Annotated in this window: 11 protein-coding genes; 1 reads left to right on the top strand and 10 read right to left on the bottom strand. The window is 51.0% G+C overall.

Features of this window, described 5'->3' with window-relative positions; translation table 11 throughout:
- Positions 1–29 precede the first annotated feature (29 nt).
- A complete protein-coding gene (gene tmaR, locus GN208_RS11790) occupies positions 30–356 on the bottom strand; it encodes a PTS system regulator TmaR (RefSeq protein ID WP_015422834.1) in 327 nt (108 codons plus the stop codon).
- A 277-nt stretch (positions 357–633) separates the two neighbouring features.
- On the opposite strand from tmaR, the gene sbcB reads away from it, so the two are divergent.
- Positions 634–2,052: an exodeoxyribonuclease I gene (gene sbcB / locus GN208_RS11785; protein ID WP_015422835.1), complete on the top strand. Its 1,419-nt coding sequence runs from the start codon at positions 634–636 to the stop codon at positions 2,050–2,052.
- Positions 2,053–2,092: 40 nt separating this feature from the next.
- Here the strand turns inward: sbcB and GN208_RS11780 are convergent, their stop codons facing one another.
- The 9 genes from GN208_RS11780 to GN208_RS11740 form a co-directional block, all read right to left on the bottom strand.
- Positions 2,093–2,389 carry a hypothetical protein gene (locus GN208_RS11780; RefSeq protein ID WP_223302402.1) on the bottom strand — a complete coding sequence of 99 codons (297 nt, stop codon included), beginning with the start codon at positions 2,387–2,389 and terminating at the stop codon, positions 2,093–2,095.
- Positions 2,390–2,446: 57 nt separating this feature from the next.
- Complete coding sequence (gene dld, locus GN208_RS11775) at positions 2,447–4,192, bottom strand: D-lactate dehydrogenase (RefSeq protein ID WP_004238055.1); 1,746 nt, start codon at positions 4,190–4,192, stop codon at positions 2,447–2,449.
- 112 nt (positions 4,193–4,304) lie between these two features.
- The gene (locus GN208_RS11770; protein WP_004238053.1) at positions 4,305–5,090 is read right to left on the bottom strand and encodes a TSUP family transporter; all 786 of its coding nucleotides are present in this window, start codon (positions 5,088–5,090) and stop codon (positions 4,305–4,307) included.
- A gap of 122 nt (positions 5,091–5,212) precedes the next feature.
- The gene (locus GN208_RS11765; RefSeq protein ID WP_004240658.1) at positions 5,213–6,592 is read right to left on the bottom strand and encodes an APC family permease; all 1,380 of its coding nucleotides are present in this window, start codon (positions 6,590–6,592) and stop codon (positions 5,213–5,215) included.
- 584 nt (positions 6,593–7,176) lie between these two features.
- Positions 7,177–9,141, bottom strand: a complete 1,965-nt coding sequence (locus tag GN208_RS11760; RefSeq protein WP_032098687.1) for a ligand-gated channel protein — start codon at positions 9,139–9,141, stop codon at positions 7,177–7,179.
- Between the two features lie 276 nt (positions 9,142–9,417).
- Positions 9,418–10,236, bottom strand: a complete 819-nt coding sequence (locus GN208_RS11755; RefSeq protein WP_004238050.1) for an ABC transporter ATP-binding protein — start codon at positions 10,234–10,236, stop codon at positions 9,418–9,420.
- 1 nt (position 10,237) lies between these two features.
- Positions 10,238–11,335 carry an iron ABC transporter permease gene (locus GN208_RS11750; RefSeq protein ID WP_004238048.1) on the bottom strand — a complete coding sequence of 366 codons (1,098 nt, stop codon included), beginning with the start codon at positions 11,333–11,335 and terminating at the stop codon, positions 10,238–10,240.
- Positions 11,336–11,363: 28 nt separating this feature from the next.
- Positions 11,364–12,488 (bottom strand): ABC transporter substrate-binding protein, encoded by a 1,125-nt coding sequence (locus GN208_RS11745; RefSeq protein ID WP_004240661.1) that lies wholly within the window; start codon positions 12,486–12,488, stop codon positions 11,364–11,366.
- A 311-nt stretch (positions 12,489–12,799) separates the two neighbouring features.
- Positions 12,800–14,281 (bottom strand): amino acid permease, encoded by a 1,482-nt coding sequence (locus tag GN208_RS11740; RefSeq protein WP_004238046.1) that lies wholly within the window; start codon positions 14,279–14,281, stop codon positions 12,800–12,802.
- Positions 14,282–14,346: the final 65 nt, after the last annotated feature.

Below are 14,346 nucleotides of genomic sequence, written 5' to 3'. Positions count from 1 at the left end.
TCACGGTTTCTGCTGTTCAGTCTGTGCGATTACTTAATATCTTTGATATCGCCCATCGCTTTGAGTTCTCTGGAGATTTCGCGGCGCTCTTTTGACAGATCCGCATTCTTGATAATGTACTCATCCACACGATCTTCATAGTCACTGCGCATATTGGCAATGATAGCCTGGATATCTTCAATGGACATGCCCGGCTTGATGTATTCACTCAGGTTATCAAGCAGAAGTACACGTTTCTGGTTATCACGAATTTTCTTTTCGTTGTCAGTTATTTCACGCAGTATTTTGTTTTTACGGCGAAACATACGAACAAACTCCAGGACATTGTGAAAGGAAGGCTTGGTTGTGTTGTCCATTATTCTACCCTTAGTCATATCTGAAATGTGATTCATTAAACAATACAGGTTAACCATGACCGCCGACAAGCAATTCCGCCGGTTTTCTGCGGTTTTCTTCAGTGTAGCGTATTTCTGAGCGGAATTGTTTCAGCTAATATAAATTCAGCACAAATTACCGCCATTTTGTGAGATCTGCCATCAAATCGTATTGCCGGGATAATCAGGACTGAAATTGGTATTTTTTCCCCGATTTGCTACCCTGTAGCCCATCATTTATCAGAAAACGGGCCATACGGTGTCTTCAGCACAATTTTTCTTTCACGATTACGAAACCTTCGGGCAGGATCCTGCCGGTGACCGCCCGGCGCAGTTTGCCGGTGTCCGCACAGACAGTGAATTCAATATTATCGCCGACCCGGTGATCGCCTACTGCGCCCCGGCGGATGATTATCTGCCGCAGCCCGCTGCTGTGATGATAACCGGCATCACGCCGCAGGAAGCCCTGCAGAAAGGGGTTAATGAAGCGCAGTTTGCTAAGCTGATTCATGACACCTTTACACAGCCGGACACCTGTATTCTCGGCTATAACAGCATTCGTTTTGATGATGAAGTCACCCGTAATATTTTCTACCGGAACTTTTACGACCCGTATGCCTACAGCTGGATGAACCGCAATTCCCGATGGGATCTGATTGATATCACCCGCGCCTGCTATGCGCTGCGCCCGGATGGCACAAACTGGCCGGAGAATGACGAAGGACTGCCGAGCTTTAAGCTGGAACACCTGACTGCCGCTAACGGTATCGCCCATGAAAATGCCCACGATGCGATGGCGGATGTGTATGCCACCATTGCCATGGCGAAACAGCTGCGTGGTGCACAGCCGCGTCTGTTCGATTATTTCTTCAGTCTGCGCGATAAGCGCAAACTCGCGGCACTGATTGATATTCCGTCCATGAAACCACTGGTGCATGTCTCCGGAATGTTCGGGGCTGTCCGCGCCAATACCAGCCTGGTAGCCCCGCTCGCATGGCATCCGGATAACCGCAATGCCGTGATTATGTGTGATCTCGCCGGTGACCTGACCCCGCTGCTGACGCTGGATGCGGATACGCTGCGCGAACACCTGTACACCCGCCGTGATGAACTGCCGGAAGGCGCGTCCCCGGTACCGCTCAAACTGGTGCATATCAATAAGTGCCCGATCCTGGCACCGGAAAATACCCTGCGCCCGCAGGATGCACAGCGTATCGGGCTGGATAAAGACCTGTGTGCCCGTAATGCAGAACTGTTGCATCAGCATCCGGAGATCCGCGAAAAAGTCGTGGCAGTGTTCGCACAACCACGTGAGTTTCCGCCGCAGAATGATGTGGATCACATGATTTATCAGGGCTTTTTCAGTGATTCGGATAAAGCGGCCATGACGATTATCCGCGAAACGGATCCAAAGAATCTGCCGGCACTGGCGCTGAGTTACCAGGATGCCCGTCTGCCGGAGTTACTGTTCCGCTACCGCGCCCGGAATTTCCCCGGCACACTGGATGAGCATGAGCAGCAGCGCTGGCTTGCCCATCGCCGTGAGGTCTTTAATCAGGATAATTTAACCCGTTATTTTGAGCAGATTGGTGAAATGATGCAGGAATATCAGCATGATGCAAACAAGACAGAATTACTAAAGAAGCTGGTGCAGTACGCACAGCACCTGGCGCAGTAATCAGAACAGACTGCCGGGAGGGAGACTCCCGGCAGTGAAATCATCCCGCTTTATTGGCGGTATAGAATACCCGGCACAGGGATTCCCTGTACTTCGGACAAACAGAGACCAGCCGCGTGCGGCTCTCTGTATCCCGCCCCAGTTCTTTCAGCACCCCTTTGGTGATCAGTGAATCCGCACTGCTGTGCTTAATGCCGATACTGACATTTTCATCACGGGCATTCAGGATATACACAATCAGCGCCCGCTCATCCGTGCTGAGGTTATGCAGCACCTCTGCTTTATGGCACTTGACCGGAACCGCTTTGCCGAAGGCATTCTTGAGTCTTTTAAACATAATCATCAGTAAACAGGGAGAAAAGCTGATTATAGTGAATTTAATCCCTTATTAACATTACTGATTATACTTTCCGCAGCCACATCCTTCGTGCCCTTCCCCCCAATATTTTAATTTACTGGTTTTGCCCAGTCCCGGGTTCAGGGTGTTGGTCGGATCGGTGGCTTTATAGAAGGCTTTCAGCTGAGGTTTCGCTTTATACAGATGGCCGACATTATGCTCTGCCGGATATTCCGCCCCGCGCGTGTTCAGGATTTCCAGCATTTCCTCTTTCAGCGCATGCGGATCCACGCCTTTCTTCACAATATAGTCCTGATGGAAAACGTGGCATAAAAAATGTCCGTAGTAGAGTTTATGCACCAGTTTACTCTCGATTTCCGGCGGCAGGACTTCCAGCCACGCCTGATCATTACGGCGCAGTGCAATATCCAGTGCGAGGATATCCTCCACTTTGCTGCTGTTGACCGCGTGATAGCGGATGGCGGCACCGGCGGCCACAAAGCGGTGCAGGAAAGCATCCGCCCCCTCTTTGGCATCACACTCAAAGAAAGCACCCTCTGCATTGTCAAAGAAAGTGCTCAGCCAGTTACGGGCTTCATCGATCCCCTCTCCGGCCATTTTCAGCATCAGGTGATGCTCATATTTATCGCGGTACTCTTCCATCCGGCGCGGCAGATGGTTCGGCCACAGATGACTGAATAACTGCATTGTGCGGTCAATCAGGTTTTTTGGCAGCAGCGGGATTTTATTGAAAACAGCATCCATCCGCCCTTTGATAGTGAACAGCTTCGGCATTTTCTCAGTGCCGAGTTTATCAATCATCAGGAAGCTGTCTTTGCCGTAGACCTTTGCGATGTCATAACATTCGCGGTGCATATATTCACCGGCCACCGGCAGATGCTCAAACTCCGCAAGAATATGACGGCGGATATCTTCCAGCACAGAAGGCGTATTGGTGCCGATATAGAAAACTTTGCTCTCTCCCTGAGACGGGAAGGTATCAAGGCGCACTGCAAACACCACCAGCTTACCGGCACAGCCGGAGGCTTCAAACAGGCGGCGTTCGTCGGCGTTGAAACGGGATGGGGTGTCCGCATCCACATCACGGATACGCTGATGATAATCATGGTCAGAGGCCGGTTTATCCGTGTCCTCAATATCCGCATCCTGATACTGACGGTATTCCAGACAATTCAGAATTTCTTCCGGCGTGGATCCTAAATCAATCCCCAGATGGTTAACCAGTTCTGCGCTGCCGTCCGCATTAACGCGGCCGTACAGCGCCAGTTCGGTATAAGCGGGACCGCGCTGCACCAGTGAACCGCCGGAGTTATTACAAATCCCGCCGACCACGGAAGCCCCGATACAGGAAGAACCGATCACTGAATGCGGCTCACGACCCAGCGGTTTCAGGACTTTTTCCAGGTGCCACAGGGTGCTGCCCGGCAGTGCCACTACCTGCTGCTGTTTTGTCAGTACCTGAATTTTATCCAGGCGCAGTGTGCTGATAATAATAATTTCGCGGTCATAATCATCCCCGCTCGGGGTGGAGCCTTCGGTCAGACCGGTATTGGCCGCCTGCATGATCACAATTCTGTCAGCTTCAACAGCGGCTTTAAACACCTGCCACAGTTCATACAGCGTGCCCGGGAACACCACCGCCAGCGCGCTGCCTTCTCCGGAACGGAAGCCTTTGCGGTATCGCTCCGTCTTACGCGGCTCTGTTAAAATGTGTTTGTGACTGACAATATCTGTCAGTGCCTGAATAAGACGTGCGCCGTCAGGTTGTTGATTGTTGATCATACTTTACCCCGATTCAGATTACTTATTGTTCATTAAGTAATTATGCCTCTTATCTTATTTATAATACAAATACTATTTTTAACAAATTTAACATATTAACCACGAATCCGGCTTATCTGAACAGGTTGATCAGCAGCGTCACCATCATAATCCCGACTGTCAGGATCAGGATTTTACGGACAATTTCTCCGTTGGTGCGGATAGCATGCTGGCTGCCGAGGTGATTCCCGAGCAGACTGGCGGCGATCATCGGGATACTGAGCAGGAACGCGATATGCCCGGCCATAATAAAGGCGACCAGCCCGCCGGCATTTGATGCCAGGTTAAAGATTTTCGAGGTCGCGGAGGATTTCAGTAAATCGAGGTTATTGATCAGAAACAGACAGATAATAAAGATACTGCCGGTACCCGGCCCGAAAAAGCCGTCATAGAAACCGACAATAAAGCAGGTGAAAAAGACCAGCCATACAGATTTGCGCACGGCGCTGCCCTGTTGTGCACCACCGAGTTTTCCTTTAAAAAAGGCCGCCAGCAGGCCGATCGGCAGCATACAGATAATAATATAGGTAATCGTTTCAGACGGCAGATATATAATCGCTTTCGCGCCCACCCAGGCCCCGAAGAACGATGAAATAATCCCAGCCGGAATTATCTGCCAGTAAACCGATTTGTTTTTAATGAAATTAGAAATGGCCGCCAGCGTACCGACAGAGCTCACCAGTTTTTCCTGTCCCAGCGCCATATGCGGCGGCAGACCGGTCAGCATAAAGGCCGGGATCAGAATCAGCCCTGCACCGCCGGCAATGGAATCAATATATCCGGCCACAAAAGAGGCGATGACCAGCAGTGCCAGTCCCGCATAAAAATAGTCTGCCATCAGACTGTGCTCAATATACATCTACATCCCTTAATTATTATCATTTTCTATACTTTCAGAGGGTTACTATACGCGATTACACATAAAAAAACGGCGCACAGCATCAAACTGGCGCCGTTTTCACGACATAACTGCTTAAAGACTTACTGTTCCGGCATCTGCGGCATCGGACGGCGGAAACGGCGGGTCAGCCATAACATATAGATCAGACCCAGTGCACCCCAGCTCAGACCCAGTTCCATCGATTTCGCATCGAGGTTGAACCAGAGCACGGTCACTGTCGCGGCACCGATAATCGGCAGCAGCAGATAGTTGATCTGGTCGCCCAGCGTCTTGTTACGGCGCTCGCGGATGTAGAACTGTGAAATCACAGACAGGTTAACGAAAGTGAACGCCACCAGTGCCCCGAAGTTAATCAGCGCGGTTGCGGTAACCAGATCAAACCAGACTGCACTCAGCGCCAGCACACCCACCAGCAGCACGTTCAGTGCCGGGGTACGCCATTTCGGATGCACGTAGCCGAAGAATTTCTCCGGGAACACGCCGTCACGGCCCATCACATACATCAGACGGGATACCCCTGCCTGTGCCGCCATACCGGAAGCCAGTACGGTCACGCAGGAGAACACCAGAATGATGGACTGGAAGAAGGCACCGGCCACCATGTACATAATTTCAGGCTGTGACTCTTCCGGATTGTTGAAACGGGATACATCCGGGAAATAGAGCTGCAGGAAATAAGACACCGCGATAAAGATCAGACCACCAATCAGTGCGGTCAGGAAAATCGCTTTCGGGATCACTTTCCCGGCATTCGGTGTTTCTTCTGACAGTGAGCTGATACCGTCAAATCCTAAGAAGGAGAAGCACAGTATGGTCGCCCCGCTTATCATCGGGATCAGTTCCGCATCAATGGAAGCAAACGGACGGAAGGAGAGCAGCGTACCCGCCCCTTCACCCGCAGACACACCACGGACCAGCAGACCGACAAACACAATCATCACAGCAACCTGTACCAGTACAATCCCGGTATTGAGGTTTGCCACAACATTGATGCCGCGCAGGTTAAATAATGTCATCAGGAAAACCAGACCCGCGACGAAAATCCATGGCGGACAGTCAGGGAAGATTGCCTGAAGATAAATTTTTGCCAGCAGAATGTTGATCATCGGCATGAACAGGTAGTCCAGCAGCGATGACCAGCCAACCATAAAGCCGATATGCGGACTCATGGATTTCTGGGCATAAGTATACGCCGAGCCTGCGGACGGGAACCGTTTAACCAGTTTGCCGTAACTCAGCGCAGTAAAAAGAATGGCTGTCAGTGCGATAGCATAAGAGGTCGCAACATGACCGCTGGTAATTTCGGACACAATCCCGAACGTATCAAAGATAGTCATCGGCTGCAGGTACGCAAGCCCCATCATGACAACCTGAACGAGGGTAAGTGTTTTTGCGAGTTGTACGCGGTTATTGGCAGCTGTACGATTCAGGCCAATATCGAGGGTAGTATTATGCGACATGAGCGAATCCCCCCGTAACACCGACAATCATACTGATACTACTATCAGATGGCGTGTTACCGGGAAGACTTCGCATCTGCCTGTAGGCAGTGAAGTAAGAAGGGGTTTGGAGTGCTGAGCAGGAGCGCCGTGCTCCGTAGTCGTCGTTGCAGCAGCCAGCGCCGATTGGCACAGGTGCAAAAGTGAAAAATTGCGCCATTTATCGCATCCTCATACCGGTGTTTATCGTCCGGTGTAATTCAGTAAACAGTTATCCGGCCTATCGGCCCCTTTTTTTGTCGGTGACAATATTTTAGTGCAAAAAAAAAAAACCGATGCGTATAAATGCATCAGTTATTTTTTTGGATGGCGCATTCTGCACCCCTCAGTCATAAATTTCAAGCTTTGTTCGCCCTGATCCGGTAATTTTTTTACATACTGCTTTACCGGCAGAATTTCTGTGATGAAACTTTGAATATTTATAGCTGAAACGTTAAAAAATCCGGCTGTTCGTGTGTTTTCCAGTCACTCTGCCTGCCATAAAAAAACACGACGCCCTGAAAAGGACGCCGTGTTTCGGCACATAATAATGAATGATGGTTACATCAGAAGTTATAATTCAGACCGATATTGTAACGACGGCCGTCAAGTGTGGCACCGTAGTTTTCATTATTGATACGGCGATCCAGCACGTTATACACACCCGCCACAAAGTTCAGGTCTTTATTCAGCTGATAGCTGCCGCCGACATCCACCGTGGCATAAGAACCGGTTCCTGTAGCCATACTGGTGCGGGACAGATAATCGGAGGTTTTGCCGCGGAAGTTAATCCGGCTCCAGGTTTTGATATCCTGCGTGGTATCCCAGTTCAGCGTGGCGTTAGCCATATGTTTCGGCATCTTATTCAGCGCTTTGCCTTTGAAAGCACCACTCTTCTGCTCGGAGTCGGTGAAGGTATAGTTCGCTGTCAGATCCACAGACTCGACAATCTGCCAGTTCATAATCGCTTCCACACCGCGCATATTGGCTTTATCGACGTTGATACGGTCACTGATGAAATCGTAGGTTTTGTTATCCGGATCTTTTTCCGTACAGATAGTATCGGTTCCTGTACCACAACGGCGGATTTCGGTGATCTTATCTTTAAAGTCAGTGTTAAAGACAGTCAGGCTCATATTGAGATTATCCTGATTATTCCACAGCACACTGATCTCTTCGGTGACACTTTTCTCCGGTTTCAGATCCGGGTTACCGAAAATAACACCGTTCAGACTGCCGCCGCCGGTCACCTGACCCCATGAAGCCGTTGCCTGGCGCAGATCAGGTGAACGGTAACCGGTGGACACGCCACCTTTCACTGTCCAGCTCTCATCCAGATGCCACACACCGTAAACACGCGGCGTCCAGTGCGTACCGAAGTTTTCATCCTTATCCATACGCAGACCGCCGGTCAGGGTGAAATCATTGGTCAGCGCCCAGTCATCCTCTGCAAACAGCGCCCAGCTGTAGCGGTCAAGTTTATTGCCGGCTAATTTATTGCCCTGATCTTTCAGCTCTTCGAAACGGTACTGACCGCCGAGGCTCAACATATGGTCGCCGAGCGGCATAACAGTCTGGTTACGGGCGATAGTGTCGTAATACTCCATATTACGGCCCGGGTTTTTGGTTTCATTACGCTGAACATAGCTGTTCATGCTGCCCCAGTCATAGTTACCGTCATGAGTAATCGCATACTGCGACATCTCATACTTGCTGAAGCTGCTCTCTTTGCTGCGCGCAGAGGCACTTTTCCCGAGACGGGAATCGCGGTGCTGATTATCTTTTTTGAAATCAAAATCGATGCTGTTCTGCTCATCCGGCGTTAATGTCAGTGTACCGCCGCCGCTGGTCATGATCTGACGGTTAAAGCCGTTCGCGAAATTATCTTCACCGCGATGGGAATACTGGCCATTCACTTTCATACTCAGCAGGTTATCCACCAGCGGACCGGCGGCAAAGAAGCTGCCCTGCCCGGTGTTACCGCTGTCTTTGCGTTCGGTAATGGTTGCATCTGTCCGGACGCTCGCATGCCACTCACCCTGCGCTTTCCGCGTGATAATATTGATAACCCCGCCCATGGCATCCGAACCATACAGTGAAGACATCGGTCCGCGCACCACTTCAATGCGATCAATCGCAGTCAGCGGCGGCAACCATCCCTGTTCAATTCCGGAGTTATCACTATTAGGGCGCGTTTCGCGGCTGGCAACCCGTTTCCCGTCCACGAGGATCATGGTGTACTTCGGATCCATCCCGCGGATACTGATATCTGACGAGCTGCCGCCGCCGGTGACCACAACACCCGGCACATCTTTCAGGGCATCAGTCACATCGCGGTAGGCTTTATCTTCCAGTTGTTCGCGTGAAACAACGGAGATAGTCGCCGCAGCATCCTCAATTTTCTGCTGGAAGCCGGATGCGGTGGTAACCACAATCACGTCTTCTTTATTTGCAGCCTGAGCAGCCATCACCTGAGCGGCGAGTGCTGCCATAACACATACCGCCACTTTTCTTTTTGAAAAAATAACCATTCTTTTGATTCTCCAAGAGATAATATATTTATGGACAATCGACATTCGCTCTGAGGGATTTATATCCCTTTTTTTAAATAATAATGACCCTGCCATTGCAGGCATCCGTCATTATTTTATTACCTTTTATAAGGTTATTTGTTTTTATAAAAATAAATCATACAGAAAACAATGTATTATCAGCGCATAAAATATATGCAGCATGCAGATAATCACCCTCTGCGGAAATATATTCCGCAGAGAATAAAAAAGAATATGTAATATAAACCGGTTTTATTATGCCAGCACCGCAACCGCGCGCGGCACCAGGCCATCAATAACAACATGCGGCACAGACTGCGAGCAGTGCTCAATACGGCCGCGCACACCATAAACGGTTGCCAGGCTGTCCGGCGTAATAACCGCTTCCGGATCCCCTTCCGCAATTAAATTCCCGTCTTTCAGCATTAATATATGATCACCGTGACGCAGTGCGATATTAATATCATGCACAACCACCACCGTAATAATATTCCGGCGCTGAGTTTCACGGCGTACCAAATCCATTACGTGATACTGATAATTTAAATCCAGCGCACTTAACGGCTCATCCAGTAATAACAGTGTCGGCTGACGGATTAATGATTGCGCCAGCCCGACTAATTGTTTCTGACCGCCGGATAACTGATCCAGATAATGCAGCGCCAGATGTTCAATGCCTAATTGTGACAGCAGAGACATCACTTCCTGCTCACTGTCGCGGTCAGAAATACCGCCTGAAGCCCGCTGTGCAACAATCACGGATTCCAGCACATGCAGGTGCACCCCGGCAGGCAGTGTCTGCGGCAGATAAACCACCTGCTTCGCGCGTTCGGCAAAATTCATCCGCGTCAGATCATGACCGTCGAGCAGTAACTGCCCCTCTGCCTTGTTCAGACCGGCCAGGGAGCGCAGCAGGGTGGATTTCCCGCTGCCGTTCGGCCCGAGCAGCACGGTGATTTTACCGCGCGGCAGAGGCTCAACATTCAGGTCTTCAATGATTTTCCGTTTCGGATAACCGGCATTGAAGTGTTTAATCTGTAACCCGCTCTGAGCAGACATTGCATTCAAATCCATCTTACATGCTCCCTTTATGACGCAGGATCATGCTCAGGAAGAACGGCACACCTACCAGTGATGTTACAATACCAACCGGAATAATCACCCCCGGTATCAGGTTTTTCGAGGCAATGGATGCCATCGACAGGACCAGCGCCCCGATTAATGCACTCGCCGGCAGATAGAAACGGTGATCCTCACCGAACATCATGCGAGCAATGTGCGGCGCGACCAGGCCGATAAACGCAATCGGGCCGACAAAAGCCACCGCCAGCGCAGTCAGAATACTGATACGCAGCAGCGTACCGAGACGCAGACGGCGCACGTTAATACCAAAACTGACAGCGCGATCTTCGCCGAGGCGCAGTGCGGTCAGTTTCCACGAGTTACTCATGGAAATCGGCAGCAGAATGGCAAAGGCCAGTGTCATCACACCCAGTTTTACCCAGGTGGCGCGCGCCAGGCTGCCCATCGTCCAGAAAACCAGCCCCTGTAAGGTGTCTTCCGTGGCGATAAACTGCATCATTGATACCAGTGCGTTAAAGGTAAAGACCATTGCGATACCGAATAACACCACACCGGAGGTTGCCACTCGTGTCCAGCGGGTGATGCCGTCAAGCATCAGCGCGGAAAACAGGGCAAAAATAAAGGCGTTCGCGGAAACAAACCACTGATCCGGTACGCCCGGAATACCAATTCCGAGGACTATCGCCAGCGCCGCACCAAACGATGCGGCGTTGGAGACGCCGAGGGTAAACGGACTCGCCAGCGGGTTATTGAGGATGGTCTGCATCTCTGCCCCGGCAAGACCGAGAGACATGCCGACCACCACGGCCATCAGGGCATACGGCAGACGTATTTCCCAGACAATCACACGGGTGCCCGCGGATACACTTTCCGGCGACACCAGGGTCTGCCAGAGTGCATCAAGGGTCAGCCCGGACGGCCCCATGGTGAAATCGAGCACCACGGTACAGAGTATTACCGCAACCACCGCAAACATCCACATCAGCCGCCTGCGCAGTACACGCCGGTAATGTGATTTCACATCACAGCTTAATTCACTGCCTGCCTGTTCCGGCTTCGTCTGTAGCATTGCTTCTGTGGTAATACTCATTATTCAAATACCTGCTGACTACTTAAAATTATTTACCGCTGACCCAGTATGTGCCGGTTGGTTCGACAGCCAGGAACTGACTGTACATTTCATCCATGGTTTTCTTCGGATCCAGATCTTTAAACTGCTCCGGATAGAACCACTTGGCAAAGGCCTGCGCGGCAATCACGTTATAAGGTGAGTTATAATAGTTGTGCCAGATAGCATAGTCACGCCCTTCTTTCACTGCGGTCAGGGTATTAATGCCCTTACGCTCAGTAATGGCTTTCAGGCTGGCTTTGGCATCCGCTTCTGTTGCCTGCGCACCCAGCTGAACACCCGCATCGGTGCTGCCCGGGGCTTTCGCGCCGCTGACCAGATAAATATCCGGATCCGCCGCAATCACTTTCTCCAGGTTCATGGTACCCAGTGGTGTCGGCAGAACGTCTTTGGCGATGTTTTTACCGCCCGCCAGATCGATAAAGTTACCGAGGTTACCGTTACCGGCAGTACCGCAGCAGTCAGGGAAAGACCCGGCGCGCAGATCGATAAACACGGTCGGTTTTTTATCTTCCGGGATTTTGTCTGTCACGTCAGTGACTAACTTCATCTGCTTCTGATAGAAATCTTCAAAGGCTTTGGCTTTTTCTTCGCGGTGCAGCACTTTACCCAGCACACGCATACCCGGCAGAGTGTTTTTCAGCGGTTCGTTGCGGAAATCCACAAAGACAACCGGGATACCGGCTTTTTCCAGCTGACCGACCAGCTCGCTGTTTTTACCCGGTCCGTGACCGGCCAGGCCGAAAATAGCCACATCCGGATTGAGGGTTAATACTTTTTCTGCACTGACGCTGTCCTCTGTCGTGTTACCGATCAGCGGGATCTTGTCGATTTCCGGGAATTTAGCTTTGTAGACAGCATAAGACTGCGGGTCGAGTTTGCGGAAGTCACCCTGCCAGCCGGCAATACGTGCCAGTGGTTTGTCCCCTTCCAGCAATGCCACCGCGTGGATCATACGCCCTTCCCCTAACAGGATGCGCTCCACTTTTTCCGGTACTTCCACCGTACGCCCTGCGGCATCAACCACTGTTTCCGCCCATGCTGCGCTGCTCATCAGAACAGCCCCTGCTGCCAGGCTCATGGTCAGCCCTTTTGCTACAGATACTAATTTCACGTTACCGACTCCTGTTATCTGTCAGAAATTGGCGTTAACAATAAAGCAAATAAGAACCCTTATCAATACGGAATAATTATCTTCCTCATTACAATATTCGTTATCATCAGGTGATAGCGATATATCGAAAGATAATCTGTAAGTGATATTCATTATTAACAGATAAAACGACTGACTTAACGGATAAACACAGTTTCAACCCGTAAATACCCCTGCAAAGCCTGTAACGACAAACATAAAAAAAACCTGACCAGGATCGTCAGGTTTTTTATCAATTTACGTGATATGTCACAAAATCGGGTCACACAGCCTTATTTATGGCTGGCCGGAAAGTCCATTTCGCCGTAGCGGACAAACTTAGTACGCTTAACAATTTTATAACCAAACCAGATGGCGAAGAACAGCGGCAGACCGATATAGGTCGCGACCACACCCACCCAGTCAATCTGATCCTGCAGGAAGGCTTCGTAGTTCTGACCGAGGGTGATGGTCAGACACAGAATAAAGGCGAAGATCGGGCCGACCGGGAAGAAACCGGAGCGGTACGGCAGATCGTTCAGGTCATAGCCCTGCTTAATATAGCCTCTGCGGAAACGGTAGTGGCTGATGGCAATCCCCAGCCAGGCGATAAAGCCGGTCATCCCCGAGGCATTCAGCAGCCACAGATACACAGACTGGTTACCGAACATCGATGTCAGGAAGCAGAGCGCAGCAATCACCGTCGTGGCAATCAGCGCGTTACGCGGCACACCGCCTTTGGACAGTTTGGCAAACAGTTTCGGTGCTTTGCCGGATTTTGCCAGGGTGTACAGCATACGGGTGGAGGCATACATCCCGGAGTTACCCGCAGACAGTACCGCTGTCAGGATAACCGCGTTCATCACTGCTGCCGCAGAGAGCAGACCGGCGCGTTCAAAGACCAGGGTGAACGGACTGACGCTGATATCGGTTTCATCATTACGCAGCAGATTCGGGTCGGTGTACGGGATAATCAGGCTGATCACCAGAATCGCCAGCACATAGAACAGCAGGATACGCCAGAACACCTTACGCACCGCTTTCGGAATATTTTTGGCCGGATCTTTGGATTCACCGGCAGCGATACCGATAAGTTCTGTTCCCTGGAAGGAGAAGCCGACAATCATGGCCACCCCGATCATCGCGGCAAACCCGCCCTTGAACGGTGCCTCGCCGACAGTCCAGTTATGCCAGCCAGCACCTTCCCCGCCTTTCATAATGCCGGTGATCATCATCACGCCGACAACAATAAACAGGATAACGGTACTGACCTTAATTAAGGAGAACCAGTATTCCGCCTCACCGAATCCTTTTACAGAGATAAAGTTAAGCAGGAACATGATGGCGAGGAACGCCGCACTCCAGACCCAGCCCGGAATCTGATCTGCCGGGAACCAGTAGGTCATCACCAGCTGTGCTGCCACCAGGTCAACCGCGATAGTCACCGCCCAGTTGTACCAGTAGTTCCAGCCCAGTGCGAAACCGAAGCCTTCATCCACATATTTGGCGCCGTAAGTGGCAAATGAACCCGATACCGGCATATAGGCCGCGAGTTCGCCGAGGCTGGTCATCAGGAAATAGACCATCAGGCCGATAATGGCATAGGTTAACAGCGCCCCGCCGGGACCGGCCTGGGCAACAGTGGCACCGGAAGCGACAAACAGCCCCGTACCGATAGATCCGCCGATGGCGATCATCGCCAGATGGCGCGCCTTTAATTCACGGCGCAGTGTCTGCGGTTGTTCACCCGCGATTTGATTTGCTTGCTGAGACATTACAATCCTGTTTCATGTAGTTATTTTCATCCACTGAGCGTGATTGTAGCGAAATCCCGGGACTG

The sequence above is a fragment of the Morganella sp. HSTU-ASny43 genome, assembly GCF_022819185.1.
Classification (GTDB): domain Bacteria; phylum Pseudomonadota; class Gammaproteobacteria; order Enterobacterales; family Enterobacteriaceae; genus Morganella; species Morganella morganii.
Note: the sequence above shows the minus strand (reverse complement) of the source record. Positions and strands in the feature narration are given on the sequence as shown.

Excerpts from the sequence above, each read along its gene's own strand:
- tmaR (WP_015422834.1), bottom strand. The coding sequence starts at position 356 with ATGGACAACACAACCAAGCCTTCCTTTCACAATGTCCTGGAGTTTGTT.
- GN208_RS11780 (WP_223302402.1), bottom strand. The coding sequence starts at position 2,389 with ATGTTTAAAAGACTCAAGAATGCCTTCGGCAAAGCGGTTCCGGTCAAG.
- dld (WP_004238055.1), bottom strand. The coding sequence starts at position 4,192 with ATGATCAACAATCAACAACCTGACGGCGCACGTCTTATTCAGGCACTG.
- GN208_RS11770 (WP_004238053.1), bottom strand. The coding sequence starts at position 5,090 with ATGTATATTGAGCACAGTCTGATGGCAGACTATTTTTATGCGGGACTG.
- GN208_RS11765 (WP_004240658.1), bottom strand. The coding sequence starts at position 6,592 with ATGTCGCATAATACTACCCTCGATATTGGCCTGAATCGTACAGCTGCC.
- GN208_RS11760 (WP_032098687.1), bottom strand. The coding sequence starts at position 9,141 with ATGGTTATTTTTTCAAAAAGAAAAGTGGCGGTATGTGTTATGGCAGCA.
- GN208_RS11755 (WP_004238050.1), bottom strand. The coding sequence starts at position 10,236 with ATGGATTTGAATGCAATGTCTGCTCAGAGCGGGTTACAGATTAAACAC.
- GN208_RS11750 (WP_004238048.1), bottom strand. The coding sequence starts at position 11,335 with ATGAGTATTACCACAGAAGCAATGCTACAGACGAAGCCGGAACAGGCA.
- GN208_RS11740 (WP_004238046.1), bottom strand. The coding sequence starts at position 14,281 with ATGTCTCAGCAAGCAAATCAAATCGCGGGTGAACAACCGCAGACACTG.